The sequence below is a fragment of the Brevundimonas sp. GW822-FHT03E11 genome, assembly GCF_058801445.1.
Genome location: NZ_JBXANG010000004.1, coordinates 165171 through 191291 on the forward strand (window position 1 = coordinate 165171; position 26121 = coordinate 191291).

The window sequence follows — 26121 nt, forward strand, 5'->3', positions numbered from 1 at the left end:
TTCGCTTCGGCGTATAGTCGGCCCGGGCGGGCCGCCGCAAGAACGGCTTGATGTCCAGATTGGGGCGCCCCTCTTGGCGCGGCGGTTTTCGCCCCCTAGACAGGGGCGATGAAACAATCCGTGAAGTTGATCGTCGGCAATTGGAAGATGCACGGCCTGACGGCCGCCCTGTCCGAAGCCGAGGCGCTGAAGACCGCCCTCTCCGCCACGCCGACCGAGGCCCGCGTGGCCCTGTGCCCCCCCGCCACCCTGGTTCATCAGATGAGCGCGGTTCTGAGCGGAAGCGCGATCGAGACCGGGGGGCAGGACTGTCATGACAAGCCGTCGGGCGCCTTCACCGGCTCGATCTCGGCGGAAATGCTGGCGGATGCGGGGGCCGGGCTGGTGATCCTGGGCCATTCCGAACGCCGGGCCGCCTTTGGAGAGACCGACGCCCAGGTGGCGGACAAGGTTCAGGCCGCCGTTGCGGCGGGACTGGAGCCGATCGTCTGCGTCGGCGAAACGCTGGAACAGAGACAGGCCGGCCAGGCCGTCGCGGTCGTCAGCGCCCAGGTGGCGGGCTCTCTGCCCCACGGACTGGCGGAGCGGACGTTTGCGGTGGCGTATGAGCCGGTCTGGGCGATCGGCAGCGGCCTGACCCCGAGCCTCGAACAGATCGCCGAGGTCCATGCGGCGATCCGCAGCGCCCTGATCGACCGGCTGGGCGAGGCGGCGCGCCGGGTCCCGATCCTGTACGGCGGTTCGGTCAAGCCGGACAATGCGGCCGATATTCTGGCGACGGCGGAGGTCGGCGGGGCCCTGGTCGGGGGCGCCTCGCTGAGGGCCGAGGACTTTCTTCCGATCATCCGCGCGGCCTGAACGACGCGGCAGGGCGGTCGGGCGCGGCTATAGGTTTGCCCCTGGGCGGCATCGGTGATAGAGGCCGCCGCTTGATCGGCGCAGCTCCGCGCCCACATGAATGACGCCATGCTCCAGACCATCCTGCTCGTCGCCATCATCCTGGTCGCCGTCGCCTTGACGGGCGTCGTTCTGCTGCAACGCTCGGAAGGCGGCGCCCTGGGCATGGGCGGCGGACCTTCGGGCTTCATGACCGCGCGCGGCGCGGGCAATCTGCTGACCAAGGTGACCTGGGTTCTGGCCGCCCTGCTGTTCGGCCTGACCATCATCCTGACCGTGGTCGGCAATATGGACCGCGCCTCCACCTCGGTGATCGACGCCGACGCCGTGGGCTCCCTGGCGACGACGGCCCGGCCCCAGCAACAACAGCCCGCCCAAGCCCAGCCGGCCGCCCCCGCCCAACCGTCGGCCCCGTCGCTGGACGATCTGGAAGCCAGCCTGCCGTCGGCGGCGCCGGCGCAGCAGCCGGCCCCCACCCCGGCCCAGTAAGGCCCCGCCGACCCAGAGTTCCGAAAGCGCGCCGCAGGGCGCGCTTTCTTCTTTTGATCAACAGTTCGATTCGCCGAGGCCCATGCGTCGTTCGCGAATCATGGAGTAAGGTGTTCGCCCATGGCTCGCTATGTGTTCATCACCGGCGGCGTGGTTTCCTCACTGGGAAAAGGCCTCGCCTCCGCCGCTCTCGGCGCTCTTCTGCAGGCGCGCGGCTATAAGGTCCGCCTGCGCAAGCTCGACCCCTATCTGAACGTCGATCCGGGGACGATGAGCCCCTATCAGCACGGCGAGGTCTTCGTGACCGACGACGGCGCCGAGACCGATCTGGACCTGGGCCACTATGAGCGGTTCACCGGCGTCTCGGCAGCCAAGTCCGACAACATCACCACCGGCCGGATTTATTCGACCATTCTGGAGAAGGAGCGGCGCGGCGACTATCTGGGCGCCACCGTCCAGGTCATTCCCCACGTCACCGACCAGATCAAATCCTTCTGCCTGACCCCGGCCCTGACGGATGCGGGCGAGGACGTCGACTTCGTCCTGGTCGAGATCGGCGGCACGGTCGGCGACATCGAGGGCCTGCCCTTCTTCGAAGCCATCCGCCAGCTGGGCCAGGACCTGCCGCGCGGCAAGAGCTGTTTCGTCCACCTGACCCTCTTGCCCTTCATCAAGACGGCCGGTGAGATGAAGACCAAGCCGACGCAGCATTCGGTCAAGGAGCTGCGCTCGATCGGGATCCAGCCCGACATCCTGCTGTGCCGCTGCGAACAGCCGATCCCGCCCGAAGAGAAGCGCAAGATCGGCCAGTTCTGCAACGTCCGCGAAAGCGGCGTGATCCAGGCGATGGACTCGGCCGACATCTACGCCGTGCCGCTGGACTATCACCGCGAGGGGCTGGACAAGGAGGTCCTGGCCCATTTCGGCATCGAGGACGCGCCCGAGCCCGATCTGACGCGCTGGCGGGAGATCGCACGGCGCCGGCTGCAGCCCGACGGCGAGGTCACCATCGCCGTGGTCGGCAAATATACGGTGCTGAAGGACGCCTATAAGTCCCTGATCGAGGCCCTGCACCACGGCGGGGTCGCGAACAACGTCAAGGTCAATATCGACTGGGTCGAGGCCGACACCTTCGAAGGCGATCCGGAAGCCTGTGAGGAGCGGCTTCAGGGCGCCCACGCCGTTCTGGTGCCCGGCGGCTTCGGCGAGCGTGGGTCGGAAGGCAAGATCGAGGCGGCGCGGTTCGCCCGCGAGCGCAACATCCCCTATTTCGGCATCTGTTTCGGCATGCAGATGGCGGTGATCGAGGCGGCGCGGAACCTGGCCGGTTTTCCCAAGGCCTCCTCGACGGAGTTCGGGCCTACGACCGAGCCGGTCGTGGGTCTGATGACCGAATGGACCCAGGGCAACCAGCGCGTCCTGCGCCAGCAGGGCGGCGACCTGGGCGGCACCATGCGGCTGGGCGCCTATGAATCGACCCTGGCCGAAGGGTCTCGGATCGCCGAAATCTATGGGACCACGACCATCAGCGAACGGCACCGCCATCGCTATGAGGTCAACATCAACTATCGCGAGGCGATCGAGGCCAAGGCCGGTCTGGTCTTCGCCGGGCTGTCGCCCGACGGCGTGCTGCCCGAAACAGTAGAGCGGCCGGACCACCCCTGGTTCATCGGCGTCCAATATCACCCGGAGCTGAAGAGCCGGCCTTTCGCGCCGCATCCGCTGTTCGCCAGCTTCATTGCGGCGGCGGTGGTGCAGAGCCGGTTGGTGTGAGAACGACGCTCACGGACCTGCGATTCCGGTTGGCGTCCTTTTTGCGATAAAATGCCTGGAACGGATCGAATTAGGACGATCCGACAGGATGGACCGTCGATGATCGGCGCCTTGCTCTATTACCTGCACCGGCATGTCCGCCTGGTGCTCATTGTCGCCGGCCTTGGGCTCATGTTCGGCGTCGGCGTGATCGGCTATGAGGTCGTTCGCGGCCTGGCGGCGGCGTCGGCCCACCCGGCGCAAACCGGGCGGGCCTGAGCCGTCAGTCGATCTTCAGCCGCATGAAGACCATGCCGCCGTCCGGATCGCCGCCGTAGATCGGCTCCAGCGCGTCCGGCACGCGGTTCATCGCATAGAGGGCGCCGAGGCCGAAGCGGACGCGCGGGGCGATCCGCCAGTCGCGGACGGCGCCCACAGACGCCTTGCCCACCGTATAGAGCGGGCCATGACCGCCGTGGTCGCCGGGAACCAGTTCGTCGGTTTCGATCCGCTCGGCGCGGGCGAAGACGGTCCAACGGTCGTTCGGATGGAGGGCGGATTCCAGCAGCCAGCCGTCCTTGGATTCGTCGTGACTGTTGGTCTTGCGGCCCCAGGCCAGGGTTGAGGACCACCAGCCGGTCTCGCCCAGGCGGCGGGTGTGGAGGACGCTGGCCGACCATTTGGTCTCGTCCTCGTCAGGCTCGAGCTGTTCGGGAGCCGAGACATCGGCGTAGGAGGCCTGGAGGGCCCAGTCGGACGATGGGTTCCAGGAGGCTCGCACCGACCAGCTGTCCAGCTTCGGCTCATCTATGCCCCAGCGTTCCTCGTCCGGCTCGCGCCCCTTGAAGGCCGAGGTCTCGATCTTGAACCGGTCGTGGGCCCAGCCCAGGGTGGTGACGCCGAAGACGATATGGGTCGAGTCCAGCCAGTGGTGGGTGATGGGCGCCTCGGGACTGTCCATGGCGCTCATCCGATGCATGAAGGCGGGCGGGCCGAAGGCGGGTTCGCCGGGCAGGCCGATGTAGCCGTACACGCTGTCCTTGTCGGACAGGCGTTTCGAATAGCTGGCCGACAGCTCCATGAAGAAGTCGTGCGGATGCTGGCGGTCCACCAGGGGATCGACGCCGTTCGCCGTTTCGCCGGCGGCCAGCAGCAGCGGATAGCCGGACTTGCCCATCAGGGGGTCGGGGCTGAGCATGGCGCGCAGGTTCAGGATCGAGCCGTCGTCGAAGTCGCGGCGGGCCGTGGTCATCAGCATGCCCGAGACGAAGGTCTTGTCGCCGCCGCGGGTGCCGGACTGTGTGTCGTAGGTCAGGTTCAGCAGGGCGTGGGTCATCACCATCCAGTCGCCTCGGACGGTGTGGATCCCGGCGTGCTCGCCGGCGTCGGGCTGCCAGCTTGTGCCTGAGGCGTCGCGGCTCATGGGCCAGGGGCCGTAGGGGCTGGTCATGACGTGGGAGGCGGCCGGCATGTCGGCCATGTCGTGGCCGGCGTGGGGATCGGCGGCCGGGGGCGTCGTCGGCGTGGGCGCCGTCTGGTGGTGGGAGTGGTCCTGCGCGCTTGCGACCTGAGCGAGGGCGAGCAGGGAGACGCCGGCGAGGGCGCCGACGAGGGTATGAGGAGCCATGATGGCCTCCTTGAATGATCGTGACTGAGGGCGCCGCGAGGGGCGCAGGGGTTCAGGCGACCAGGAGGCGGGGCGGGCCGGGCTCGGGCGAGAGCAGGCGGCCGGCGGGGAAGTCGATCAGGGGGGCGGCGAGGCGGGCGGGAGCGATGGTCGGGCCGGGGCGGCCGGCGGGGTCGAGCGCCGGCGCCATGACGCAGGCGGCGCAACAGGCCATGGCCTTCATCGCCTTGTTCTGGTGAGCGGGCGCCTGGTCCGGCGCTGTATGGCGGGCCTCGGCGCTCGTCTCATGGCAGGGCGGTCCGGCCATGGCTGGGCCTGCCGAGACGCTGACGGCGCCCAGGGTCAGCACCGCCAGGGCGCCGATCAACAGCAGAAGGGACGAGACGATCTTCACGGGGTCAGGATAGGGCGGGGGACGGGGCGCGGCAATGGATCATCGGACGGGCTTCTTGTCGATCAGGGGCAGGCCCGGCGCGTCGGGCGGGGTCCGGCCGCCGGCGCCCAACTCCCGCTGCATGAAGACGACGTCGCGCCAGTCGTCGTGTTTCCAGCCCGCCGCCTTGAACACCCCGGCGTCGGCGAAGCCGCGGGCGCGGTGCAGGGCGATGGAGCCCTCATTCTCGGAATCGCCGATCACGGCGACCATCTGGCGCAGGCCGAGCCCCTCGCAATGATTGATTAGTTGATCCAGCAGGGCGCCGGCGACGCCGCAGCCACGGGCTTCGGGCGCGACATAGATCGAGTCCTCGACCATGTAGCGATAGGCCTGGCGGGTGCGGAACGGGCCGGCGTAGGCGTAGCCGACGACGACGCCGTCGATTTCGGCGACCAGCCGGGGCAGACCCAGGGCCTGGACGGCGGCGAACCGGGCCGTCATCTCGATCTCGTCCGGCGGCTCCAGCTCGAAGGTGCCGCGCCCGTTGGCGACGCTGTCGGCATAGATGGCGGTGATCGCCGCCATGTCGGCGGGGGTCGCCTCGCGGATCTGAACGTCAGGCCGCATCAGCCCAGCAGCCGCGCGGCCTGGGGGGCGAAATAGGTCAGGACGCCCGCGCAGCCGGCCCGCTTGAACCCGTGCAGGGTCTCAAGGATGGCCCGGTCCTGGTCCAGCCAGCCGTTGGCGACCGAGGCCTGGATCATCGCGTACTCGCCCGACACCTGATAGGCGAAGGTCGGGACGCGGAAGGTCTCGGACACGCGGCGGACGATGTCGAGATAGGGCATGCCCGGCTTGACCATGACGGCGTCGGCCCCCTCCGACAGGTCCATGGCGACCTCCTTCAGGGCCTCGTCCGAGTTGGCGTAGTCCATCTGATAGGTCTTCTTGTCGCCCTTCAGCGCTTTCGAAGAGCCGACGGCGTCGCGGTAAGGGCCGTAGAAGGCCGAGGCGTATTTGGCCGCATAGGAGAGGATCAGGGTGTCGTGGAAGCCGTTGGCCTCCAGGGCCTCGCGGACGGCCTGGATGCGGCCGTCCATCATGTCCGACGGGGCCACGACGTCGGCGCCGGCATGGGCGTGGATGAAGGCCTGTTCGGCGAGGCGGTCCAGGGTGGCGTCATTGACGATCCGCTCGCCCTCCAGAACCCCGTCGTGGCCGTGGTCGGTGTAGCAGTCGAGCGCGACGTCGGTCATGATCCCGATCTCGGGCGCGGCGTCCTTGATCGCCCTGATACAGTCGGGGATCAGGCCGTCGGGATCGGTGGCGCCCGTGCCGACCGCGTCCTTGAGGGCACCGTCGATATTCGGGAAGAGGGCGAGCATCGGAATGCCCAGATCGCGCGCCTCGACCGCCGCCTTTGCGGCTTCCTTGGGCGACAGGCGGAAGACGCCGGGCATGGAGGCGACGGGGACGCGGTCCTCGGCGCCGTCGTGGACGATCAAAGGCCAGATCAGGTCGGCCGGGGTCAGGACGGTCTCGGCGACCATGCGGCGCACCCAGGGGCTGGCGCGCAGACGCCGGGGACGGGCGAGCGGGAAGGGAGCAGGCTGATAGGGGAGCATGGCGGGACTTTCGAAATCTGTCGCCGGACTAGCGCCGCAGGGGCCGGGGCGCAAATCGCGTGAGGCTTCCAATCGTTTCCAGCGGGATACCGGCTTGCGCCGGGCGACGAAATGCGAGCCTATCGCATCAAATCCAGGGAGACGGCGATGATGAGACGATGGGCGACGGGTGCGGCGGTTCTGGCCCTGGCGGCGGGGCTGTCGGGATGTATCATCGTCGCCTCCGACGGCGGCGAGCGGATCGTCGTCCAGGAGGCGTCGGGCGATCTGGGCGCACCGGCCTATGTCTCGCTCTATACCGACGCGGTCGCCGATCCGAAGCGTCCAGCGGAAGAGGTGGCGCGCGATCCCCTGCGCCATCCGGCCGAGATCCTGGCCTTCGCCCAGCTGGCGCCGGGCGACAAGGTGGCCGACGTGCGCCCCGGCGCCGGCTATTTCACCCGCCTGTTCTCGGACGTGGTCGGGCCGACCGGCCGGGTCTACGCATTCGTGCCCGAGCGGACCATGGCGCGGGAGAACCCCCTGGCCGACGCCCTGGTCGCCGCCTATCCCAATGTGACGCGGGTCAACGGCCTGCTGGACGCCATGACCTATGACCAGCCGCTGGACATGGTCTTCATGAGCCAGGAGTACCACGACTTCCACATCCCCGGTTTCAACACCGATGTGGCCCGGATGAACGCCGCCGTCTTCGCGGCCCTGAAGCCCGGCGGCCGCTATATCCTGATCGACCACCAGGCGGCGCCGGGGACGGGGATTTCGGCGGTCCAGACCCTGCACCGGATCGAGGGCGACTATCTGAGGCGCGAGGTCGAGGCCGCCGGCTTCGTCTTCGAGGCCGAGAGCCGGGCGGTCGCCAATCCCGACGACGACCACAGTCTGAACGTCTTCGACGCGGCCATCCGCGGCAAGACCGACCAGTTCGTCTATCGTTTCAGAAAGCCGGGCTGAGACCTCAGCGCCGACGCGGGGCCAGGATGTCGGACAGCCGGTCCGGGGTTCCTTCGATCCGCACCAGACGCGGATAGCGCAGGCCGTCGTGATAGTCGAAGGCGACGGTGCGGAACCGGTCGCCGGACTTGATCAGCAGCTCCAGGGGGGTGTCCGTCCCCTTGGCGGCCGTGACGGCGTCGCGCAGAACCTCGGCCGAGCCCGCCTTGCCGTTGACGGCGACAAGCGACCAGCCGGCGCCGATCCCCTGTTCGAAGGCCGGGCCGCCCCAGCGGATATTGGTCAGCTTGTCACCCGACAGGCTGAAGCCCAGCGAATATTGGAAGTCATTGGCCCAGCCGCCGTTCGCCGCCTTTTCATCGGCGTTGGGCGTGTCGGTATAGGTCAGGCGCCAGCCGCCCCGTTCGATCCCCGCCAGGGGCGCGCGGGCGTCAGGGCCGACGGCGTCCAGCCTTTCGCGCAGGAAGCCGGCCCAGTCGTGCGGATGGACGGCGTTCAGGGAGGCGACGACCTGATCGAAGGTGTAGCCCTGGGGCGCCCAGGCGCCGTCGCTGTGGCCGAAGAAGGCCCGGGCGAAGTCGTCGAGCGACTTGCGCCCGTTCGTCTCGGCCCGGATCAGGGTGTCGGCGTCCAGCCAGACCAGCAGGCTTTCACGATAGTAGTCGCCGGTGCCCCGCATCCAGGAGGGGTATTGGCCGGGCACGCGGTAGCCCAGGAGATTGTGGTTGTTGGTGTCCTGAAGGGCGCGCCACTGACGGCCGGGCTGGTTGTCATAGAAGGCGGCGATCGAGGCCAGGGTCGCCAGGGCCACCCCCTTGGAATGCAGGCCCGAACGGGCGGCCAGGACATCGCCCCAATATTCCGTCTGGCCCTCATAGACCCACAGCAGGGTGTTCTGGGTCGGGACGTTGTGGTTGGCGGTCAGCTCATCCGCCGGGCGCATGAACTTGCCGTTCCAGGAGTGGGTGTATTCGTGGGGCAGAAGGGCGCGGTCCCCGGCGCTCTTGGCCCAGTCGGTGAAGAAGCCTGGGGCGCCGGTGTTCTCGGAGGAGCGATGATGCTCAAGGCCGATGCCGCCCATCTGGTCGGTCAGGGCGAAGAGGAACTCATAGTTGTCGAAGTGACGGGCGCCGAACAGGCGGTCGGCCTGCTGGACCATGTTCTCGTAGAGCTTCAACTGCTCTTCGGTGGCGGCGAGACCTTTCTCCTCGTCGGCGAGGAGGTTCAGGTGGACCCTTGATTCAGACGGGGCGCCGTTCGGGTCGATATCGACGCGGCGGTAGTGGGCGCCGGCGAAGACCGGGCTGTCGATCAGGGTGTAGAGGTCGGTGGTCTCCAGCCGGGCCAGGTCGCCGTCGCGGCCTTCGGTCTTCAGGGCCGTGCCGTAGTTCCAGCCGGCGGGCAGGCGGATGGAGGGGGCGACCTGGATCTGGCGGCTGAAATAGCCGGCCGGATAGAGGATGGCCTTCTCCCACTGCAGATTGACCATGGCCGGGGTCATCAGGACGCGCCAGTTGGAGCTGTCCGGCTGGGTCAGCTGTTCGAAGGCCACCTCGATCGCCGTCACGCCCGCCGGGACCTCCAGGTGGAAGGCGTAGGGGTCGAGGGTGTCGCGCAGCCATTCCAGCCTCTGACCATTCGCCGTGACGGTAAGGCCGGCCAGCAGCTGGATGGGGCCGGTGGCGGCGTGGTTGCCCGGCAGATATTTCGGATAGAGCAGGGTCAGCGGGCCGGGAGCGGCGACGGGGATGGTCTGGCTGACGCGGATGATTCGCCGGTCCAGGTCGGTGATGTCGGCCCGGTACTGGATGACGCCCGGATAGGGCCTGTCCGCAGGGGCGGGGATGGCCGGCTGGGGCCGGGGCAGGGCCAGGGCCGCGTCGCGCGCCTCGACCACCACTGGGGTCGATGGGAAATCCTGGGCCAGGGCTGGGGCGGCCGTCATCAGGGCGGCGAGGCAGGCGGCGGCGGTCAGGCGGGTAGGCGGCATCAGGTCATCCGAACGTGAGGGCAGGCCTGCACCGTCGGGGAGCGGGGAAGGGGCGTCAAGTCTAGGCGGCAGGGTGCGGCGTTTAGAGCCCCTCCGTCACGGCGCTAAGCGGCGCCGCGCCACCTCCCCACCCTGTGGGGAGGAGACGGAGGGGTTCTATCGGCGTCAGCGTCGGCGCGGCGTCAGTATGTCGCCCAGCCGGTCCGGGGTTCCGGGGATGCGTTCCAGGCGCGGGTAGCGAAGGCCGTCGTGATAGTCGAGGACGACGGTCCGGTACTGGTCGCCGTCCTTGACGATCAGGGTGATCGGCACGGCGGGGTCCTTGGCGGCGGTGACGGCCTCGGCCAGTCGGTCCGGCTTGGCGGCCTGGCCGTTGACGGCGACGATCTCCATGCCCGGCGCCAGGCCGGCCTGGAAGGACGGACTGCCCCACTGGACGCTGCGGATCGCATTGTTCTCGCCGGTCTGCAGGCCCAGGGAATAGGTGAAGTCGTTGCGCTTGAACTCGCCGTACAGGGTCTTCTGATAGGCGGTCGGGGTCTCGCCGTAGGTCAGCCGCCAGCCGCCGCGCTCCAGCCCGTCCAGGGGCGCGCGGGCGTCGGGACCGACGGCGTCCAGGCGGGCGCGCAGGAAGGCCGCCCAGTCGTTCTCGACCACCCCGTTCAGGGCCGCCACCACGTCGTCGAAGGTGTAGGGCGCCGGTTCGAAACTGCCGTCCTGAACGCCGTAGAAGGCGCGGGCGAAGTCGTCGAGCGACTTGCGCCCGCCGGTCTTCTCACGGATCGTGGTGTCGACGTCGAGCCAGATCAGCTGGCCCTCGGAATAGTAGTCCTCGTCCCTCTGCCAGGACAGCCAGGCCTTGGGCCGGCGCTGGCTGATGATCGGGTCGTTGGTGGTGTCCTGAAGCGCGCGCCAGCCGCGCCCGACCCGGTAGTCGTAGGAGGCCGCCGTCATGGCCAGGGAGTCCATGGCCTGTTCCTTGGTCAGAAGGCCCGAACGGGCGGCGACGACCTGGCCGTAGTATTGAGTCTGGCCCTCATAGACCCACAGCAGGCTGTTCTGCATCGGGCTGTTGAAGTTGGGCACATACTGGTCCGCCGGGCGACGCCATTTGCCGTCCCAGGAGTGGTTCATCTCGTGGCTGAGCAGGTCGCGGTCGCCCAGGTGGGTGGCCCAGCCGGTGAAGAACTCCGGATCGACCGAGTTCTCGGAGGAGCGATGATGCTCAAGACCGATGCCGCCCAGCTTGTCGGTCATGGCGATCAGGAAGTCGTAGTGGTCGAAATGGCGAGCGCCGTAGAGGCGGTCCATCTGGGTCACGAGGTTGCGCAGGATCTGGACCTGCTCGTCGGTGGCTTCCAGGTTCTTGGCCTCGTCGGCGACGATGTTGGCGCGAACCGGAGAGCGGCCGCCGGGATCGAGATCGATCTGGCGATAGTGGAGGCCGGCGAAGACGGGACTGTCGATCAGGACTTCCAGATTGACCGGCTTGAAGGTCTGGAGGTCGCCCTCCTTGCTCTCAGGCTCCAGGGCCGTGCCGAACCGCCAGCCGGTGGGGAATTTGACCGTGGGCTGGACCATGATGTTCCGCGACCAGTGACCGGCGGGATAGAGCAGCATCTTCTCCCACTGGATGTTCAGCATCTCGGGCGTCATCGTCACCCGGCCCTGGGCGCCGCTGGTCGGCGACAGATGCTGCATGGCGATCTTCAGCTCGGTCGCCCCGGCTGGAACCGTGATGTGATAGGCGAAGGGGCTGAGGGTGTCGCGGACCCATTCGATCCGCCGGCCGTTCGCGGTGATCTCGATCCCCGCCAGCTGGGTGATCGGCCCGACCGGACCGTGGTTGCCCGGCAGCCATTCGGGGAAGAACAGGACCATGGGGCCGCTCTGGGCGACGGGAAGGGTCTCGGTGATCGAGAAGATGTGCTGGCCCAGGTTGGTCGCGTCGATCTCCAGACCGATCACCCCCGGATAGGCGACGTCGCGCGCCGCAGGGATGGGCGTCAGGGGCGCCGGCAGGGCGGGCGCCGCCGTCGACGCCTGTTGCGCCAAGGCGGCCGGTGCGGCGGAGGCCAGCAGGAGGGCGAGGCCGACGGCGCGGAGGCGGGTGCGGATCATGGACGCGGACTTTCGAACTCTGGAAAGGGAGAGGCGCGACAGTCCGCCGCACCGCGTGGATCGTCAAGCGGTCCGGCCGATCGGACTCCGAAAATCTCGTTCGCCCGGACCCCGGCGTCAGGCGCCGGGGGCGACGTCCAGCAGCTCCACCGAAAAGCGCAGGGTGGAGTTGGGCGGAAGCTGATCGCCGCCGACCCAGCGCGAGCCATAGGCCAGGGCCGGCGGAATGACGAACTCATAGGTCTCGCCGACCCGCATCAGGGCCACCCCTTCGGTCCAGCCCTTGATGACCCGGTTCAGCGGAAACTCGGCCGGTTCGTTGCGGGCGTAGGAGCTGTCGAACACGCGTCCGTCGATGAAGGTCCCGCGATAATGGACCTTGACCGTATCGGTCGCCGAAGGCTGGGCGCCCTCGGGATGGGCCTTGCCCACGCGGCGGTATTGCAGGCCGCTGGCGGTGGTGGTCCAGCCGCGCCGGGCGCCGTTCCACGCCAGATAGGCCTGGTTTCCGGCGTCCCAGGCCTGCTGCGGCGTCTGGCCGGCCTGGCCCTCGACCTGGGCTGCGGCGCGGGCGGCCGCCGAAGCCGTTTCGGCGTAGGAGACCGGCGTCCCGCGCGTCGCACAGGCGGAGACGGCGAGGGCGGCGAGGAGGATCGGGAGGGTGCGAGTCATAAGGCGACGCTATCAGGCCGAACGGGCCGCCGCCAACCGTCTTTGCGCGAAGGCGACATGCGCGGAAGGAGCGGGAAATTGAGCCGGCGGGGTTCCAATCGGGACTTAAGGCGTTAGACCCGCGACCATGTCCATAGACAACTCTCTCGCCGAAGCAGTGGCGGCCGGTCGCCAGGCCGTGGCCGTCGACGCCGTCATGATCGCCAAGCTGACCGACATGGCCGGCGACTTCGCCATCAATCTGATCATCGCGGCCCTGATCTTCGCCGCGACCCTGTTCGCGGCCAAATGGGCGGCGGGGCTGGCGCGAAGGGCGCTGTCGCGGATCGGCGCCTTCCGCCACGACCAGACGGTCCTCAGCTTCGCCGTTCAGGTGGTCCGGGTGGTGGTGATCATCATCGGCATGATCGCCGTGCTGCAAAGGCTGGGGGTGCAGACCACCTCCATCATCGCGGTCCTGGGGGCGGCGTCCCTGGCCGTGGGCCTGGCGCTTCAGGGGACGCTGTCCAATGTGGCCTCGGGCATCATGCTTCTGATCCTGCGGCCCTACCGCGTCGGGGACGTGGTGGACGTCGGCGGCATGGCCGGGACGGTGCAGCGGCTGGACCTGTTCACGACCCAGCTGTCGAACGCCAACAACCACAAGATCGTCATTCCGAACTCCAAGGTCCTGAGCGACCCCCTGACCAATCTGACCGGTCAGCAGACCCGGCGGATCGAGATCAACTTCACCGTCGGCTACGGCGAGGATCTGAACGAGGCGCGCTGCGTCCTGGCCGACATGGCCGCAGCCCATGACAAGGTTCTGCACGACCCCCATCCCTGGACCGGGGTGACCGGCCTGTTGGACAGCGCGGTCCAGATCACCCTGCACGCCTGGGTCAAGGTCGAGGACTGGTGGCAGACTCAGGCCGATCTGATGCAGGGCGGCAAGGAGGCGCTGGACGCCGCCGAGATCGAGATTCCCTTCCCGCACCAAGTCGCCGTGCCCTATGGCGACGAGGACGTCATGCCCGTCGTCCGTGTGCGGACGGTGGAGGCGGACAAGGCCGAAGAGACGAGTACGAAGACCCGCTGATGCGTTACGATTTCGGATCCGACAACACCGCCGGAATGGCGCCCAGCGCCCTGGAGGGCCTGATCCAGGCCAACGCCGGCTTCGTTCCCTCCTACGGCGCCGATGCGATCACGGCGCGGGCCGCCGACCAGATTCGACAGAGGCTGGACGCCGACGCCGACGTCCGTTTCGTCTTCAGCGGCACGGCGGCCAACGCCATCGCCCTGTCGATGCTGACCTATCCGTTCGAGGCGGTGCTGGCGCACAACGCCGCCCATGTCTGCACCGATGAGACGGGGGCGCCGGGCTTCTTCGGCCAGGGGGTGGGGCTGATCGGCCTGCCGGGCTTTTCCGGGCGGATCGATCCCCTGGCGCTGAAGGCGCAGCTGACCGAGCCCGAGGTCGGCCATCGCCAGCCGCCGGCCGCCCTGTCCCTGACCCAGGCCACGGAATACGGCGCCGTCTATACTGAGGAAGAGCTGCGTCATCTGATCGAGCCGGTGAAGGCGTGCGGCTATGGGGTGCATATGGACGGGGCGCGGCTGGCCAACGCGGCTGCGGCCGGGTTCGACCTGAAGGACATTGCGCGCCTGGGCGTGGACATATTGGTGTTCGGCGGCGCCAAGGCGGGCGCCTCTTGCGTCGAGGCCCTGGTCCTGTTCGACAAGAGCCTGGCGCGGCGGCTGGACAATCGGCTGAAACAGGCCGGGCAGACGGCGTCCAAGGCCCGGACGCTGGCCGGGCCCATGCTGGGCCTGCTGGAAAGCGGCGACTGGGAGGCGGGGGGCGCCCACGCCAATCTGATGGCCCAGCGTCTGGCGGCGGGGATCGCGACGCGCTCGCCCTTCGTCCTGGCCCACCCGGTCGAATCCAATACGGTCTTCGTTCGCATGCCGGCCGAGGCGCACCAGAGGCTGAAGGCCCTGGGCTGGGCCTGTTATCAGTTCGACGACGGATCAGTCCGGTTCGTCTGTTCCTGGGCGACCCAGGAAGAGGCGGTGGACGAGCTGATCGCCGCCATCGCCGGCCTGAACTGAGCCGTCCGTCGCCAGGCGGCCTTTTCCCGGCCGTCTTGACTGTCCATATGCGCAAGATGGCGATGCGCGGAGAGCGCTCCGGCGGTCGGCGCGACCCGATGGTCAAGGCGCAGCAGGCAGGGAGCATGCAGGACAGGACGGAAGGCCCGCCGACGCTGAAGGCGCTGGCGGATCTGGTGCGGCTGGTCGGGCGATCGGGCGCGCCGCAGCTGCGCGCGCGGCTGGGGGCGGCGATCGCCCTGACCCTGGCGGGCAAGGGTCTGGGCGTGCTGGCGCCCCTGGTCCTGGGCGCGGCGGTCAATCGGCTGGCGGCCGGACAGGGAACGGCCGTCGCCATGGGCTGGGGCTTCGCCGCCTTTGCGGTCGGCTGGGCCCTGGTGCGGTTTCTGTCGGCGGCGGCGCCCCAGGCCTCGGACGTGGTCTTCGCCCCGGTCCGAGCGGCGGCCCAGAGGCGGACAGCCGCCGAAGGTTTCGCCCACGCCCTGAGCCTGTCGCTGGATTTCCACCAGACCAAACGCTCCGGCGCCCTGTCGCGGACCCTGGATCGCGGCTCGCGGGCCGTGGACTTCCTGCTGCGCATCCTGGCCTTCAACCTGGTTCCCACCGGGGTGGAGCTGGTGCTGGCGGCGGCGGTGCTGGGCGGCAAGTACGACTGGCGGTTCGCCGCTGTGGCGATCGCGGTGGTGGTCGTCTACGCCGCGGCCACCTTCGCCCTGTCGAACTGGCGGCTGGAGCATCGGCGGGTGATGAACGCCGCCGATTCGGAGGCCGCCGGGGTCTCGGTCGACGCCCTTCTGAACTATGAGACGGTCAAGTCGTTCGGCGCCGAGGCGCGGGCGGCCATGACCTATGACCGGGCGCTGGGCGACTATGCGGCGGCGGCCTTGAAGGCCAACACCTCCCTGGCCCTGCTGAACGGGATTCAGGCCCTGATCATGAACCTTGGTCTGGGGGTGATGGCGGTGATGGCCGGGTTTGAGGCGGCGGCCGGACGAATGGGGCCGGGCGATGTGACCGCGGCGGTGCTGATCATGGTCTCCCTGTACGCCCCGCTGAACATACTGGGCTTCGCCTATCGCGAGATCCGCCAATCCTTCATCGACATGGAGGATATGCTGAAGGTGACGCGCCAGACGCCCCAGGTGGCCGATGCGCTCCACGCCCAGCCTCTGCCGCGCCCGACCGAAGCGCGCGGCGCCGAAGTCGCGTTCCAGCATGTCGGCTTCCGCCACGACGCCCGCGCCAATGGGCTGGAGGACGTCAGCTTCGTGGCGGCGCCCGGAACCACCACCGCCCTGGTCGGGCCCTCGGGGGCGGGCAAGTCGACCATCGTCAAACTGGCCCTGCGGCTGATCGACCCGCAGGAGGGCCGGGTTCTGATCGACGGCCGCGACGTGCGCGACGTGACCCAGGCGTCCTTGCGGGCCGCCGTGGCCCTGGTGCCGCAGGACGTGGCCCTGTTCAACGACACCTTGGCGGCCAATATCGCCTTCGCCCGGCCCGATGCGGACGAGGCCCAGGTCTGGGCGGCGGCGGAGGCGGCGGAACTGGCCGACTTCATCCGCGGATTACCGGACGGGATGCAGACAAGGGTCGGCGAACGGGGGCTGAAACTGTCGGGCGGCGAACGCCAGCGGGTGGGCATCGCCCGCGCCCTGCTGGCCGATCCCTGCATCCTGATCCTGGACGAGGCCACCAGCGCCCTGGACAGCCGCACCGAGGCGGCGATCCAGAAGACCCTTCGGCGGGTCAGCGCGGGACGCACCACCCTGGTGGTCGCCCACCGGCTGTCCACCGTAGCCGACGCCGACCAGATCCTGGTGCTGAAGGCGGGACGGATCGTCGAGCGCGGGACCCATCACGAACTGGTGGCCCGCCAGGGCGGGGAATACGCCGCCCTGTGGCGCAAACAGACGCGGGCGGGCCGGACAGTTCAGGCGGTCGGTTGAACCGCATGATGAGCCGCCTGATGAGCTGTCTGATGAGCTGTCTGGGGCGTGGCGGGCAGTTTGCGTTTCAGAACCTCGGCCAGGTTGTCGACGATGGCGGCGCGGGGCGCCGCAGCGTCGGTCGGCAGGCTGAGCAGCAGCTTCATCGCCTGGGCGTGGACCGTGGCGATACGCCAGTCGAAACCGCCCTGGCGCGGGGCGGCGTCCAGAAGGTCGCACAGCCCCTTGGCGGCCGTGCACAGATCATCCATCGCAAAGGGGCTGGCCGCGTCGATGATCTGGTTGGACGCTGAATAGGCCAGGTCCAGCCGCAGGGCCTCGATCGTGCCCGGCGCCGGCTCGGCCAGGAGGACGGCGATGTTGTCGGCGATGATGGCGCAGGCCTGGTCCCTCAACCCGCCCAGATTGGCCTGGGCCTGAGCGAGGGCGACGCCGACGCTGACGCCGCCGGGGCGATCCACCATCTCCGCCAGGCGCGAGCGGCGTTGAACGTGGGTGATGACCGTCATGCGAACTCCACCATATTGTTGCGGAGCCTGTCGGCGCGCCGTTCCTCGCCCTCATAGAGTTCGGGGCGGACGAAGCGACGATCCGGGCCCAGATAGTCCCCGACCTCAAGGAAGGGGCGCGTGTCGCGGGCGACCCAAAGGATGCGCTCCAGCAGCATGGCGGCGCTGAAGGGCTTGGTGACGACAAAGTTGGCGCCGCAGTCCCGCGCCTCTGCCACCCGACCGCGTCGGATGTGGCTGGCCGTCATGATGACGGGGGTGAAGGCGTTGGGATTTGGGCCGGACCGGCGCAACCATCGCACCAGTTCGAACCCGTCTATGTCGGGCATGTCGGTGTCGATCAGCAAGAGGTCGATCGGCTTTTCAGCCAGGAGGCTCTGGGCCTGAACCCCGCTGGTGACCGTATAGGCCGGACGTACCCCGAAACCCGACAGGACGCCTGTGGTCAGGGTCAGGGAAAAGGGCGAATCGTCGACCACCATCACGACGGCGCCGCTCAGATTGAAGACGGCGCTTTCTCTGAGCGTATCCGACTGTGTCGGCATGTCCGAACTTTCCAATCCGCAGGTCCTATAGGCTAGAACCTGGAGGTGGACGCGCGGTTAACGGCGTTCGATCAGAGGGCGCCGATGGCGTAGAACCGCTCGGCGCGGCGGGTCTTGATCTGCTGGGGCGAGAGGCCGTCGAAGGATTGGAGTTCCTCGGCCAGAACGTCGCCGACCCTGGCCAGGGCGCCGTCGCGGTCGGCGTGGGCGCCGCCGGTCGGTTCCTCGATCAGACGATCCACGATCTTCAGCGCGATAAGGTCCGGGCCGGTGATCTTCATGGCCATGGCGGCGTCGCGGGCCCGTGCGCCGTCACGCCACAGAATGCCGGCCGCCCCTTCGGGCGAGATAACCGAATAGATCGAATGCTCCAGCATCAAGACGCGGCTGGCGGCGGCGATGGCGATGGCGCCGCCCGATCCGCCTTCGCCGGTGATGGTGGCGATGGAGGGCACGCCCAGGGTCAGGCAGCGTTCGGTCGAACGGGCGATGGCCTCGGCCTGGCCGCGCTCTTCGGCGCCCAGACCCGGATAGGCGCCGGCCGTGTCGATGAAGCTGAGGACCGGCAGGCCGAACTGTTCGGCCATGTCCATCAGGCGCACGGCCTTGCGATAGCCCTCGGGTCGAGCCATGCCGAAGTTGTGGGTCAGGCGGGTTTCCGTGTCGTGGCCCTTCTCATGCCCCATGATGACGACGGGGCGGCCCCGAAACCGCGCCAGCCCGCCGAGAATGGCCTGGTCGTCGCCGAACTGTCGGTCGCCGTGCAGTTCGGTCCAGTCGGTGAACAGGCCTTGGACATAGTCGATGAAGTGGGGGCGTTGCGGATGCCGCGCCACCTGGGTCTTCATCCAGGGGTCAAGGCCGGCGTAGGTCTTCTTGCGCAGCTGTTCAGCCTTCCTGCGCAGGCCGGCGATCTCGTTGTCGAAGCCCCCGGAGGTCTCGGACAGGGCCGACAGCTCTTCGATCTTGGCTTCCAGATCGGCGATCGGCTTTTCGAAATCGAGATAGTGCGTGGCCATAAAGGCGTCCGAAAACGGCGGGCGAGGCGCCCCAGGGGAAGGCGGGGGAAACTAGAGAGGTCGGGGCCGTGGGGCAAGCGGGGTGACAATGTCGCTTTCACAGCCGTGAGTCGGAGTTATTCGTCCCGCGCCAAGGGGTGGTTCTGGTGGACGACCTGGGCCAGGCGGTCGGTGGCGACGTGGGTGTAGATCTGGGTGGTGGCGATGTCGGCGTGGCCGAGCAGGGTCTGGACCACGCGCAGGTCGGCGCCGCCCTCCAGAAGATGGGTGGCGAAGGCGTGACGCAGGACGTGGGGGCTGACCCGCGCGGGGTCGAGGCCCGCCGCGACGGCGGCCTCGTCCAGCAGCTGGGCGAACCGGCGCGGGGTCAGATGGCCCGACCGGCCGGAGGATGGAAAGAGCCAGGGGCTGTCGGGCGTCTCGGGCTTGCGCAGGGCGTCGCGCGCCGTCAGCCAGGCCTTCAGCGCCGTGCGGGCGGCGGGGTTCAGCGGGGCCAACCGCTCCTTGCCGCCCTTGCCGCGCACGATCAGATAGGCGGGATCGCGGCGCACGGCCTCGACCTTCAGGCCCAGCAGTTCCGACACCCGCAAGCCCGAGGCGTAGGCCATCTCCACCAGGGCGACCAGACGCAGGCCGGCGGCCGCGTCTCGGGCGGCGGCGGCGGCCAGCAGCCGGTCGATCTCGTCCCGGCTGAGGGACTTGGGCAGGGGGCGGCCCTGTCTGGGGGCGTCCAGGCGACGCGACGGATCGTCGGCCCGCCAGCCCTCGGCCAGGGCGAAGCGGTAGAACTGCCGCACCGACGACCGGCGTCGGGCGGCGGTGGCCGCCGACAGGCCCCGGCGCGACAGGTCGGCGAACCAGGCCTCGACCGCCTCGGCCGGGGCCTGCATCAGGCCGCCGTCCGACGACAGGGCGGCCTCGGCGTCGGCCAGATCCCGTCCATAGGCCGCCAGGGTGTGGGGCGAGGCGTCACGCTCCACCGCCATCATCTCCAGAAAAGCTTCGATTTGGGGCGTCATGCGGCGATCGTTCCTGCGAACGGATGGCGCGAGGCCGGGCTTGGTGTAGAGGTTCCAACGATCATGTCCGCCTGCGCCGTCGCCTTCGCCGTTTCCTTCACCGTCCGTTCCGCCGGAGCCGCCGGATGAGGCGGCGCGCGAATCCGGGTCCGACCCGCACCATAGCCCTGGTCGGCCTGATGGGGGTGGGCAAATCGTCGGTGGGGCGGCGGCTGGCCCATCGGTTGAAACTGCCCTTCGCCGACGGCGATGTGGAGATCGAGGAGGCGGCGGGAATGACCGTGTCCGAAATCTTCGCCGCCTTGGGCGAGGCCGAGTTCAGGGCCGGCGAGGCGCGGGTGATCCGCCGCCTGCTGGAGGGGCCGCCCCTGGTCCTGGCCACCGGCGGCGGGGCGATGATGAACCCGGAGACCCGCGCCCTGCTGAAGGAAAGAGCCGACACGGTCTGGCTGAGGGCCGATCTGGCGGTCATCGCCGAACGGGTGGCGCGGCGCGACACCCGGCCCCTGTTGCGCGGCAAGGACCCGCTGGAGGTGCTGACGGCCTTGGCCGAGGTCCGTTATCCGATCTATGGCGAGGCCGACGTCACCGTGGACGTGGGGCAGGGGTCTCACGGCCAGGCGGTGGACGCCATTCACAAGACCCTGCGCCGACACTGGCGCACACGCCGCCGTGCGGAGACGAAAGCATGACGACCATTCCCGTCAGCGGCGGCGCCTTCGCCGCCTATCAGGTGATCGTGGGGCGCGGGCTGCTGCAGCAGGCGGGCGCTCGGATCGCGCCCCTGGCCCGGGGACGGACGGTGATCATCACCGATGAGACGGTCGAGGCCGTCCACGGCGCCGCCGTGACCGCATCCCTGGCGGCGGCGGGGGTCCAGAGCCGGATCGTCGCCGTGCCGCCGGGCGAGGGGGCGAAATCCTTCGCCCAGCTGGAGCGGGTGCTGGACCGGCTGCTGGAGATCGGGCTGGACCGCAAGGACGTGGTGATCGCCCTGGGCGGCGGGGTGGTGGGGGATTTGGCCGGGCTGGCGGCGGCGCTCTACATGCGCGGCATCGACTTCGTGCAGATTCCGACGACCCTGCTGGCCCAGGTCGACTCGTCCGTCGGCGGCAAGACGGCCATCGACACGCCGCGGGGCAAGAACCTGGTCGGCGCCTTCCATCAGCCGCGCCTGGTCCTGGCCGACATCGACGTGCTGGCGACCCTGCCGGCGCGGCAGGTGAAGTCCGGCTGGGCCGAGGTGCTGAAGCACGGGCTGATCTGCGACTCCGCCTTCTTCGACTGGCTGGCGGGCGAGGGGGCGGCCGGAGCGTCGGGCGATCCGGCGGCCCTGGAACGGGCGGTGATCCGCTCAGTCGAGATCAAGAGCGCCGTGGTCGGGGAGGACGAGAAGGAGGCGGGACGCCGCGCCCTGCTGAACCTGGGCCACACCTTCGGCCACGCCATAGAGGCCGAGGTCGGGTTCGACGAAGACGCCCTGGCCCATGGGGAGGCGGTGGCGCTCGGCTGCTGCATGGCCTTGCGCTATTCGGCGCGCGAGGGGCTGTGTTCGGCCGAGGACGCCGCGCGGGTCGAGGCGGTGGTCGCGGCGGCGGGCCTGCCCACGCGGCTGGATCAGGCGGGCGCCTTCGAAGCCGACCGGCTGCTGGCCCTGATGGCCGGGGACAAGAAGGCCGAGGGCGGGGCCCTGACCCTGATCCTGGCGCACGGCGTCGGCCGGGCCTTTGTCGCCAAGGGGGTGGATGCGGCGAAGGTGCGGACTTTCCTGATCGCCGAAGGGGCGACGGGCTGATGCAGATCGCCGCCGTTCCCCTGGAGGATCGGTTCGTGCGGCTGGAGCCGTTCACCGAGGGGTTGCGGGAGACGGTGAAGGCGGCGCTGGATTGCGATCCGGCCGCCTGGGAGATCATGGTCGCGCCCGCCTATGGCGCGCATTTCGATGGCTGGTGGGCCGCCGCCCTCAAGGCCATGGGGGCCGGAACGCGCATCGCCTACGCCGTGCGGCGGCTGTCGGACGGGGCGGTGGTCGGGACGACCAGCCTTTACGAGATCCACCCGGCCTATCGACGCTGTGAGATCGGTTCGACCTTCTATCGGCCCGAGGCGCGGGGCGGGCCGGTCAATCCGGCCTGCAAGCGGCTGTTGCTGGGCCACGCCTTCGACGCCGGCGCGGTGCGGGTCGAGATCATCACCGACGCGGTCAATGCCCAGAGCCAGGCGGCGATCCGCAAACTGGGCGCCAAGGCCGAGGGCGTTCTGAGGAAGCACAAGACCACCTGGACCGGCCGGGCGCGGGATACGGCCATGTTCGCCGTGATCGACGACGACTGGCCCGAGGTGCGGGACGGGCTGGATCGAAGGCTGGCGGCGTTCGGCTAGGCGACCATCTCCGCCACCAGGGCCGCAATCAGGTCGACGGCGGGAAGGCTGCGGGCCAGGGGCGCGCCCTGGCCGGCCCATTGGGCGCCGAAGCCGTATTCGCCGACGGCCTTGGCGGCGGCGTTCAGGGCCTTTCCGGCGTCATAGGCGACGGGATAGTCAGGGACGGCGGCCGTCGTCTGCGCCCCTAGTTCGGTGAAACGATTGCGCAGGCAGCGGGCGGGTCGGCCCGATACGGCGCAGGTCATGACGGTATGGCGCGCCGCGTCGCTGAACAGGGCGGCGCGATAGGCGGCGTCGGCGGCGCTTTCGTCGCAGGCGATGAAGGCGGTGCCCAACTGGGCCGCAACGGCGCCCAGGTCCAGGGCGGCGCGGACGCCCCGGCCGTCCATGATCCCTCCGGCGGCGACGACCGGCAGGCCGCTGTGAAGCGCCAGCAGGCGGGTCAGGGCCAGAGTCCCCAAGCGGCCGTCGTCGGCGTCAGGATCGAACATCCCGCGATGGCCGCCGGCCTCCCATCCTTGCGCCACCACGGCGTCGACGCCCGCCGCCCTGCAAGCCAGGGCTTCATCGAGATTGGTCGCCGTGGCCAGGAGCAGGCAGCCGGCCTGTTTCAGCGCCCGGATCCGCTCTCCATCGGGCAGGCCGAAGTGGAAGCTGACCACGGCGGGGGCGTCGGCGATCAGGCGCGCCAGCATGGCGTCGTCGTCGGCGAAGCTGCGATAGGGGGCGTTCAGCAGGGCGGGGGGCGCGGCGCCGAAGGCGGCGAACGACGGCGTCAGGGCCTGAAGCCAGGCGGCCTCTGCACCTTCGTCGCGGCGGGGCGCGGCGTGGACGAACAGATTGACGTTGAAGGGGCGGTCGGTCAGGGCGCGGGTCTCGGCGATCATCCGGCCGGCCCCCGCCGCATCGGTCGCGCCGACGGCGATGGAGCCCAGCGCCCCGGCGTTCGAAACGGCCGCCGCCATGGCCGGGGTCGAGACGCCCGCCATGGGCGCCTGAACGATGGGCGCGGTCAGGCCAAGCTGTTCGATCAGGGACATGGGCCGCAGCTAGGGAGCCGGGTCGGCTTCGGCAATGGGGTCAGTCGACGGCCCGGCATTCGGTCGGCTGTCGGCCTTCGACGGACCAGGTGGCCAGCACCCCCTTGCCGCGCAGTTCGACGTTGGAGGCGCGGTACCAGATGCCGTCGGCGGCGCGTTCCTGATAAAGATCCACCGCCTCGCCCGAGGAGTTGCGGACCGTGGCCATCTGGCGCGGATTGTCGAAATCCACCGACAACCGCTCGCCGTTGTCGCACAGATAGACCGTATGGACGACGCGGTTCAGGGTGCGGTCCTGGACCTCGGCGCCGGTGCGTTTGCGGGCGGTCTGGGCCTCGATGGCGCGTTCCTTGACCTCGTCGCCGGTGGTGGGAGCCTTGTCGGGGTCAGGGCCGCAGGCCGTCAGAAGGAGGACGGCGGCGAGGCCGCCGAGAGCGAAGGACGGCCGCAGAACCGGCTTGGACAAGGCGATACTCCTCACAACAGCGCCGCTTGGGGCGGCGGTCTAACGTGCGCCGCCTGCGGCCGTTCCTCTCCGTTGACGGAAGAAGGACTTGAGCAGGCTGGACGCCTCCTCGGCCAACAGACCCCACTCCGTCGCCGGACGCCAGTGGCAAGTGGGTTGCTCGAACAGACGGGGGCCGTGGAGCACGGCGCCGCCCTTGGGATCATCGGCCGCCCAGACCACGCGACCGATGCGGGCGTGGCTGATGGCGCCGGCGCACATGGCGCAGGGCTCAAGCGTCACATAGAGGGTCAGGCCGGTGAGGCGATAGTTCTGCAGCGCCGTCGCCGCGCGTCGCATGGCCACGATCTCGGCATGGGCTGTAGGGTCGTGCGCGCAGATCGGGCCGTTGGCGCCGGTGGAAATCACCGCGTTTGAGGCGGGATCGACAAGAATTGCGCCCACAGGCACCTCTCCTGCGTCCGCCGCCGCTTGCGCTTGGTCCAGCGCCATGCGCATGAACCGCTCATCATGGTCCGCCATACGAACGACAACGACAAGAAGCCCCGCGCCCGTCAAGACGGACGGTCGCCTGGGCCCTTCAAATCCTCCGGTCCTCGCAAGAGCGGCGACGGGAAGACCCCCTTCGGCGACAAGCCGCGCAAGGCCTTTGCCGGCAAGCCGGGCGACGACCGCCCCCGCGCGGGCGCCAAACCGGCCAAGGCCGAGGCCGCCCCGGTCCGCAGCGAGCGAATCGCCAAGGCCATGGCGCGGGCGGGCATCGCCTCGCGCCGCGAGGTCGAGCGGCTGATCGGCCTGGGCAAGGTGGCGGTCAACGGCCGCATCCTGGACACGCCCGCCACCCTGGTGACGCGCGACGACGTGATCACCGTGGACGGCAAGCCGATCGGCGGGGCCCAGGCGACGCGCGTCTGGCGCTATCACAAGCCGGCCGGCCTCTTGACCAGCCACAAGGACCCGGCGGGCCGGCCGACGGTGTTCGACGCCCTGCCGGCCGGTCTGCCGCGCGTGATCTCGGTCGGGCGGCTCGATCTGGCGACCGAGGGTCTGCTGCTTCTGACCAACGACGGGGAGCTGAGCCGGGCGCTGGAACTGCCCTCGACCGCCCTGGTGCGCCAGTACCGGGCGCGGGCGCGCGGCAAGATCACCCAGGAACAGCTCGACAGGCTGAAGGAGGGCGTCGTCGTGGACGGCGTCTCCTATGGGCCCATCGAGGCCACCCTGGACAAGGCCAAGGAGTCCAAGTCCGAGGACGGCAAGGCGCCGGCCAATCTGTGGATCTCGGTCTCGATCACCGAGGGCAAGAACCGCGAGGTGCGTAAGGTGCTGGAGTCGGTCGGCCTGACGGTCAACCGGCTGATCCGTCTGGCCTATGGGCCGTTCCGCCTGGACGTCCTGCCGGTCGGGGCGGTGGAGGAGGTCGGGCCGCGCGTGATCCGCGAGCTGCTGGCCGACCATATCCGGCCCGAGAACCTGCCGACCGGCAATACGGTCGAGACGCCTGCGCCCATTCCCGGTCGCCGGATCGCGACCCCCATCGTCAAGGGGCGCTCCGGTTCGGCCATGTCGGATCCGTCGAGGAAGCCCAGCCGCGTCCGCGCCGCCGAGACGGCCCAGGCCGAGGCGGTCGAGCGCCGCGAGCGGGCGCCCAAGAAGGACGGCTGGGCCAAGGCCAAGCCCAAGTTTGAACATTCCAAGAGCTTCAAGCCGCGCGAGCGCACCGCCCCCGAGGGCGAACGCCCCGCCCGCGCCGACGGCGACCGGCCCAAGCGGGTGTTCAAACCCCGCGACGACCAGTTCATAGACGACCGGCGCAAGCCTGCAGGCCGCAGCGGCGGCGTGCGCAGCGGGGGCCCCAGCGATCGACCGGTGCGGCCCCCGCGCGCGGGCGGCGGCAAGCCGGCGGGACCGTCGGGGACCAGCGGCCGTTCGCCGGGGGGCAAGCCCCGCACGCCGCGCGGCTGATCCATGCGGATCGTCGCCGGAAGCCTGAAGGGCCGGGCCATCGTCGCGCCGGAGGGGCAGGGCACGCGCCCGACCTCGGACCGGGCGCGTCAGGCCGTGTTCAACGTGCTGGAGCACGCCGCCTGGAGCGAGAGCCTGAACGGCCTGCGGGTCATCGACCTGTACGCCGGATCGGGCGCCCTGGGCTTTGAGGCGATCAGCCGGGGGGCGGGCTTCTGCCTGTTCGTCGAGACCGACGACGGGGCCAGGGGCGCCATCCGGGAGAACGCCGACGCGTACGGGCTGATGGGCCGCACCCGGGTCCATCGGCGCAGCGCGACCGACCTGGGCGTCCGGCCCGGATCGGACGGCGAGGCCTTCGACCTGGCCTTCCTGGACCCGCCCTACGGCAAGGGTCTGGGCGAGCAGACCCTTGTGCGGCTGCTGGAGGGGAACTGGCTGAAGCCGGGCGCCCTGGTGGTGTTCGAGCGCGGCTCGGACGAGCCGGACATCGACACCCCCGGCTATGACCGGCTGGACGCGCGGGACTATGGGGCGGCGCGGGTGCTGTTCCTGAAGGTCGCCCCCGCCGCCTGACGGGGCGAAAGTGCACTCCGAATTCTTTTAGTGCACTTTCGTGCAGATTTTTGC

27 protein-coding genes are annotated in these 26121 nt (G+C 69.4%); 13 read left to right on the forward strand and 14 right to left on the reverse strand.

Translation table 11 applies throughout. The features are described 5' to 3' along the window. The first annotated feature begins 108 nt into the window (after positions 1-108). The 4 genes from tpiA (at position 109) to AC1RKE_RS08470 (ending at position 3417) form a co-directional block, all read left to right on the forward strand. Positions 109-858, forward strand: coding sequence for a triose-phosphate isomerase (tpiA, locus tag AC1RKE_RS08455; protein ID WP_054765577.1), 750 nt, complete (start codon positions 109-111; stop codon positions 856-858). A gap of 108 nt (positions 859-966) precedes the next feature. Next, on the forward strand, positions 967-1386 hold the full coding sequence (gene secG / locus AC1RKE_RS08460) for a preprotein translocase subunit SecG (RefSeq protein ID WP_348683692.1): 420 nt from the start codon (positions 967-969) through the stop codon (positions 1384-1386). Between the two features lie 120 nt (positions 1387-1506). After that, positions 1507-3159 (forward strand): CTP synthase, encoded by a 1653-nt coding sequence (gene pyrG / locus AC1RKE_RS08465; RefSeq protein ID WP_054765579.1) that lies wholly within the window; start codon positions 1507-1509, stop codon positions 3157-3159. Between the two features lie 99 nt (positions 3160-3258). Continuing rightward, positions 3259-3417, forward strand: a complete 159-nt coding sequence (locus AC1RKE_RS08470; protein WP_183215693.1) for a hypothetical protein — start codon at positions 3259-3261, stop codon at positions 3415-3417. 4 nt (positions 3418-3421) lie between these two features. Here AC1RKE_RS08470 and AC1RKE_RS08475 read toward each other — a convergent pair whose 3' ends face one another. Genes AC1RKE_RS08475 through hemB form a run of 4 tightly spaced genes read right to left on the reverse strand, consistent with a single transcriptional unit; the run spans position 3422 to position 6766 of the window. Continuing rightward, the gene (locus tag AC1RKE_RS08475) at positions 3422-4765 is read right to left on the reverse strand and encodes a hypothetical protein (protein ID WP_348683828.1); all 1344 of its coding nucleotides are present in this window, start codon (positions 4763-4765) and stop codon (positions 3422-3424) included. Positions 4766-4817: 52 nt separating this feature from the next. Beyond that, positions 4818-5159 carry a hypothetical protein gene (locus AC1RKE_RS08480; protein WP_348683830.1) on the reverse strand — a complete coding sequence of 114 codons (342 nt, stop codon included), beginning with the start codon at positions 5157-5159 and terminating at the stop codon, positions 4818-4820. Positions 5160-5198: 39 nt separating this feature from the next. Beyond that, positions 5199-5768: a GNAT family N-acetyltransferase gene (locus AC1RKE_RS08485; protein ID WP_287104428.1), complete on the reverse strand. Its 570-nt coding sequence runs from the start codon at positions 5766-5768 to the stop codon at positions 5199-5201. After that, complete coding sequence (gene hemB, locus AC1RKE_RS08490; RefSeq protein ID WP_348683832.1) at positions 5768-6766, reverse strand: porphobilinogen synthase; 999 nt, start codon at positions 6764-6766, stop codon at positions 5768-5770. Before hemB ends, AC1RKE_RS08485 begins: the two co-directional genes overlap by 1 nt. 147 nt (positions 6767-6913) lie before the next feature. Between hemB and AC1RKE_RS08495 the strand changes: the two genes are divergently transcribed. Further along, positions 6914-7717, forward strand: coding sequence for a class I SAM-dependent methyltransferase (locus AC1RKE_RS08495; protein WP_348683834.1), 804 nt, complete (start codon positions 6914-6916; stop codon positions 7715-7717). A gap of 4 nt (positions 7718-7721) precedes the next feature. Here the strand turns inward: AC1RKE_RS08495 and AC1RKE_RS08500 are convergent, their stop codons facing one another. The 3 genes from AC1RKE_RS08500 to bamJ form a co-directional block, all read right to left on the reverse strand. Further along, positions 7722-9707 (reverse strand): M61 family metallopeptidase, encoded by a 1986-nt coding sequence (locus AC1RKE_RS08500; RefSeq protein WP_348683836.1) that lies wholly within the window; start codon positions 9705-9707, stop codon positions 7722-7724. Between the two features lie 165 nt (positions 9708-9872). Next, positions 9873-11828, reverse strand: a complete 1956-nt coding sequence (locus AC1RKE_RS08505; protein ID WP_348683838.1) for a M61 family metallopeptidase — start codon at positions 11826-11828, stop codon at positions 9873-9875. A gap of 117 nt (positions 11829-11945) precedes the next feature. Next, positions 11946-12500, reverse strand: coding sequence for a BamJ family beta-barrel-assembly machinery protein (gene bamJ / locus AC1RKE_RS08510; RefSeq protein ID WP_348683840.1), 555 nt, complete (start codon positions 12498-12500; stop codon positions 11946-11948). 127 nt (positions 12501-12627) lie between these two features. Here bamJ and AC1RKE_RS08515 point away from each other — a divergent pair, with 127 nt between their 5' ends. From AC1RKE_RS08515 to AC1RKE_RS08525, 3 genes are all read left to right on the forward strand, one after another. Then, positions 12628-13578, forward strand: coding sequence for a mechanosensitive ion channel family protein (locus AC1RKE_RS08515; RefSeq protein ID WP_348683842.1), 951 nt, complete (start codon positions 12628-12630; stop codon positions 13576-13578). Continuing rightward, positions 13578-14594: a threonine aldolase family protein gene (locus tag AC1RKE_RS08520; protein ID WP_054765588.1), complete on the forward strand. Its 1017-nt coding sequence runs from the start codon at positions 13578-13580 to the stop codon at positions 14592-14594. The genes AC1RKE_RS08515 and AC1RKE_RS08520 overlap by 1 nt, the downstream gene beginning before the upstream one ends. A gap of 62 nt (positions 14595-14656) precedes the next feature. After that, entirely contained in the window at positions 14657-16543 is a 1887-nt protein-coding gene (locus AC1RKE_RS08525; RefSeq protein WP_395942231.1) for an ABCB family ABC transporter ATP-binding protein/permease, read from the forward strand. On the opposite strand, the gene AC1RKE_RS08530 is transcribed toward AC1RKE_RS08525, so the two are convergent. The 4 genes from AC1RKE_RS08530 to AC1RKE_RS08545 form a co-directional block, all read right to left on the reverse strand. After that, a complete protein-coding gene (locus AC1RKE_RS08530; protein WP_348684353.1) occupies positions 16528-17052 on the reverse strand; it encodes a chemotaxis protein CheE in 525 nt (174 codons plus the stop codon). The genes AC1RKE_RS08525 and AC1RKE_RS08530 overlap by 16 nt on opposite strands. Continuing rightward, positions 17049-17597, reverse strand: coding sequence for a response regulator (locus tag AC1RKE_RS08535; protein WP_287396416.1), 549 nt, complete (start codon positions 17595-17597; stop codon positions 17049-17051). Before AC1RKE_RS08535 ends, AC1RKE_RS08530 begins: the two co-directional genes overlap by 4 nt. 71 nt (positions 17598-17668) lie before the next feature. Next, entirely contained in the window at positions 17669-18616 is a 948-nt protein-coding gene (locus AC1RKE_RS08540; protein WP_348684352.1) for an acetyl-CoA carboxylase carboxyltransferase subunit alpha, read from the reverse strand. 116 nt (positions 18617-18732) lie between these two features. Beyond that, entirely contained in the window at positions 18733-19635 is a 903-nt protein-coding gene (locus AC1RKE_RS08545; RefSeq protein WP_348684351.1) for a site-specific tyrosine recombinase XerD, read from the reverse strand. A gap of 125 nt (positions 19636-19760) precedes the next feature. On the opposite strand from AC1RKE_RS08545, the gene AC1RKE_RS08550 reads away from it, so the two are divergent. The 3 genes from AC1RKE_RS08550 to AC1RKE_RS08560 are packed head-to-tail and all read left to right on the forward strand — an operon-like array spanning position 19761 to position 22017. Beyond that, positions 19761-20327, forward strand: coding sequence for a shikimate kinase (locus tag AC1RKE_RS08550; RefSeq protein ID WP_182714836.1), 567 nt, complete (start codon positions 19761-19763; stop codon positions 20325-20327). Beyond that, positions 20324-21430 carry a 3-dehydroquinate synthase gene (gene aroB / locus AC1RKE_RS08555; protein WP_348684350.1) on the forward strand — a complete coding sequence of 369 codons (1107 nt, stop codon included), beginning with the start codon at positions 20324-20326 and terminating at the stop codon, positions 21428-21430. The genes AC1RKE_RS08550 and aroB overlap by 4 nt, the downstream gene beginning before the upstream one ends. Further along, positions 21430-22017 (forward strand): GNAT family N-acetyltransferase, encoded by a 588-nt coding sequence (locus AC1RKE_RS08560; RefSeq protein WP_191558903.1) that lies wholly within the window; start codon positions 21430-21432, stop codon positions 22015-22017. The genes aroB and AC1RKE_RS08560 overlap by 1 nt, the downstream gene beginning before the upstream one ends. Here AC1RKE_RS08560 and AC1RKE_RS08565 read toward each other — a convergent pair. From AC1RKE_RS08565 to tadA, 3 genes are read right to left on the reverse strand one after another with little or no spacing between them, the layout of a single operon-like run. After that, entirely contained in the window at positions 22014-23060 is a 1047-nt protein-coding gene (locus tag AC1RKE_RS08565; protein ID WP_348684349.1) for an NAD(P)H-dependent flavin oxidoreductase, read from the reverse strand. The genes AC1RKE_RS08560 and AC1RKE_RS08565 overlap by 4 nt on opposite strands. A 40-nt stretch (positions 23061-23100) precedes the next feature. Further along, positions 23101-23526: an MliC family protein gene (locus AC1RKE_RS08570; protein ID WP_348684348.1), complete on the reverse strand. Its 426-nt coding sequence runs from the start codon at positions 23524-23526 to the stop codon at positions 23101-23103. A 39-nt stretch (positions 23527-23565) separates the two neighbouring features. Beyond that, positions 23566-24024: a tRNA adenosine(34) deaminase TadA gene (gene tadA, locus AC1RKE_RS08575; RefSeq protein ID WP_228185586.1), complete on the reverse strand. Its 459-nt coding sequence runs from the start codon at positions 24022-24024 to the stop codon at positions 23566-23568. A gap of 12 nt (positions 24025-24036) precedes the next feature. Between tadA and AC1RKE_RS08580 the strand changes: the two genes are divergently transcribed. Together AC1RKE_RS08580 and rsmD are read left to right on the forward strand one after the other, a co-directional pair. After that, positions 24037-25491 (forward strand): pseudouridine synthase, encoded by a 1455-nt coding sequence (locus tag AC1RKE_RS08580; protein ID WP_395942229.1) that lies wholly within the window; start codon positions 24037-24039, stop codon positions 25489-25491. Between the two features lie 3 nt (positions 25492-25494). Next, on the forward strand, positions 25495-26067 hold the full coding sequence (gene rsmD / locus AC1RKE_RS08585; protein WP_348685250.1) for a 16S rRNA (guanine(966)-N(2))-methyltransferase RsmD: 573 nt from the start codon (positions 25495-25497) through the stop codon (positions 26065-26067). Positions 26068-26121: the final 54 nt, after the last annotated feature.

Coding starts and splice junctions, on each gene's coding strand:
- AC1RKE_RS08530 (WP_348684353.1), bottom strand. CDS start 17,052: ATGACGGTCATCACCCACGTTCAACGCCGCTCGCGCCTGGCGGAGATG.
- AC1RKE_RS08580 (WP_395942229.1), top strand. CDS start 24,037: ATGGTCCGCCATACGAACGACAACGACAAGAAGCCCCGCGCCCGTCAA.
- tadA (WP_228185586.1), bottom strand. CDS start 24,024: ATGCGCATGGCGCTGGACCAAGCGCAAGCGGCGGCGGACGCAGGAGAG.
- AC1RKE_RS08540 (WP_348684352.1), bottom strand. CDS start 18,616: ATGGCCACGCACTATCTCGATTTCGAAAAGCCGATCGCCGATCTGGAA.
- AC1RKE_RS08470 (WP_183215693.1), top strand. CDS start 3,259: ATGATCGGCGCCTTGCTCTATTACCTGCACCGGCATGTCCGCCTGGTG.
- bamJ (WP_348683840.1), bottom strand. CDS start 12,500: ATGACTCGCACCCTCCCGATCCTCCTCGCCGCCCTCGCCGTCTCCGCC.
- AC1RKE_RS08495 (WP_348683834.1), top strand. CDS start 6,914: ATGATGAGACGATGGGCGACGGGTGCGGCGGTTCTGGCCCTGGCGGCG.
- AC1RKE_RS08520 (WP_054765588.1), top strand. CDS start 13,578: ATGCGTTACGATTTCGGATCCGACAACACCGCCGGAATGGCGCCCAGC.
- tpiA (WP_054765577.1), top strand. CDS start 109: ATGAAACAATCCGTGAAGTTGATCGTCGGCAATTGGAAGATGCACGGC.
- AC1RKE_RS08525 (WP_395942231.1), top strand. CDS start 14,657: ATGCGCGGAGAGCGCTCCGGCGGTCGGCGCGACCCGATGGTCAAGGCG.
- AC1RKE_RS08505 (WP_348683838.1), bottom strand. CDS start 11,828: ATGATCCGCACCCGCCTCCGCGCCGTCGGCCTCGCCCTCCTGCTGGCC.
- AC1RKE_RS08535 (WP_287396416.1), bottom strand. CDS start 17,597: ATGCCGACACAGTCGGATACGCTCAGAGAAAGCGCCGTCTTCAATCTG.
- hemB (WP_348683832.1), bottom strand. CDS start 6,766: ATGCTCCCCTATCAGCCTGCTCCCTTCCCGCTCGCCCGTCCCCGGCGT.
- AC1RKE_RS08475 (WP_348683828.1), bottom strand. CDS start 4,765: ATGGCTCCTCATACCCTCGTCGGCGCCCTCGCCGGCGTCTCCCTGCTC.
- rsmD (WP_348685250.1), top strand. CDS start 25,495: ATGCGGATCGTCGCCGGAAGCCTGAAGGGCCGGGCCATCGTCGCGCCG.
- AC1RKE_RS08565 (WP_348684349.1), bottom strand. CDS start 23,060: ATGTCCCTGATCGAACAGCTTGGCCTGACCGCGCCCATCGTTCAGGCG.
- aroB (WP_348684350.1), top strand. CDS start 20,324: ATGACGACCATTCCCGTCAGCGGCGGCGCCTTCGCCGCCTATCAGGTG.
- pyrG (WP_054765579.1), top strand. CDS start 1,507: ATGGCTCGCTATGTGTTCATCACCGGCGGCGTGGTTTCCTCACTGGGA.
- AC1RKE_RS08500 (WP_348683836.1), bottom strand. CDS start 9,707: ATGCCGCCTACCCGCCTGACCGCCGCCGCCTGCCTCGCCGCCCTGATG.
- AC1RKE_RS08485 (WP_287104428.1), bottom strand. CDS start 5,768: ATGCGGCCTGACGTTCAGATCCGCGAGGCGACCCCCGCCGACATGGCG.
- AC1RKE_RS08550 (WP_182714836.1), top strand. CDS start 19,761: ATGAGGCGGCGCGCGAATCCGGGTCCGACCCGCACCATAGCCCTGGTC.
- AC1RKE_RS08560 (WP_191558903.1), top strand. CDS start 21,430: ATGCAGATCGCCGCCGTTCCCCTGGAGGATCGGTTCGTGCGGCTGGAG.
- AC1RKE_RS08515 (WP_348683842.1), top strand. CDS start 12,628: ATGTCCATAGACAACTCTCTCGCCGAAGCAGTGGCGGCCGGTCGCCAG.
- secG (WP_348683692.1), top strand. CDS start 967: ATGCTCCAGACCATCCTGCTCGTCGCCATCATCCTGGTCGCCGTCGCC.
- AC1RKE_RS08545 (WP_348684351.1), bottom strand. CDS start 19,635: ATGACGCCCCAAATCGAAGCTTTTCTGGAGATGATGGCGGTGGAGCGT.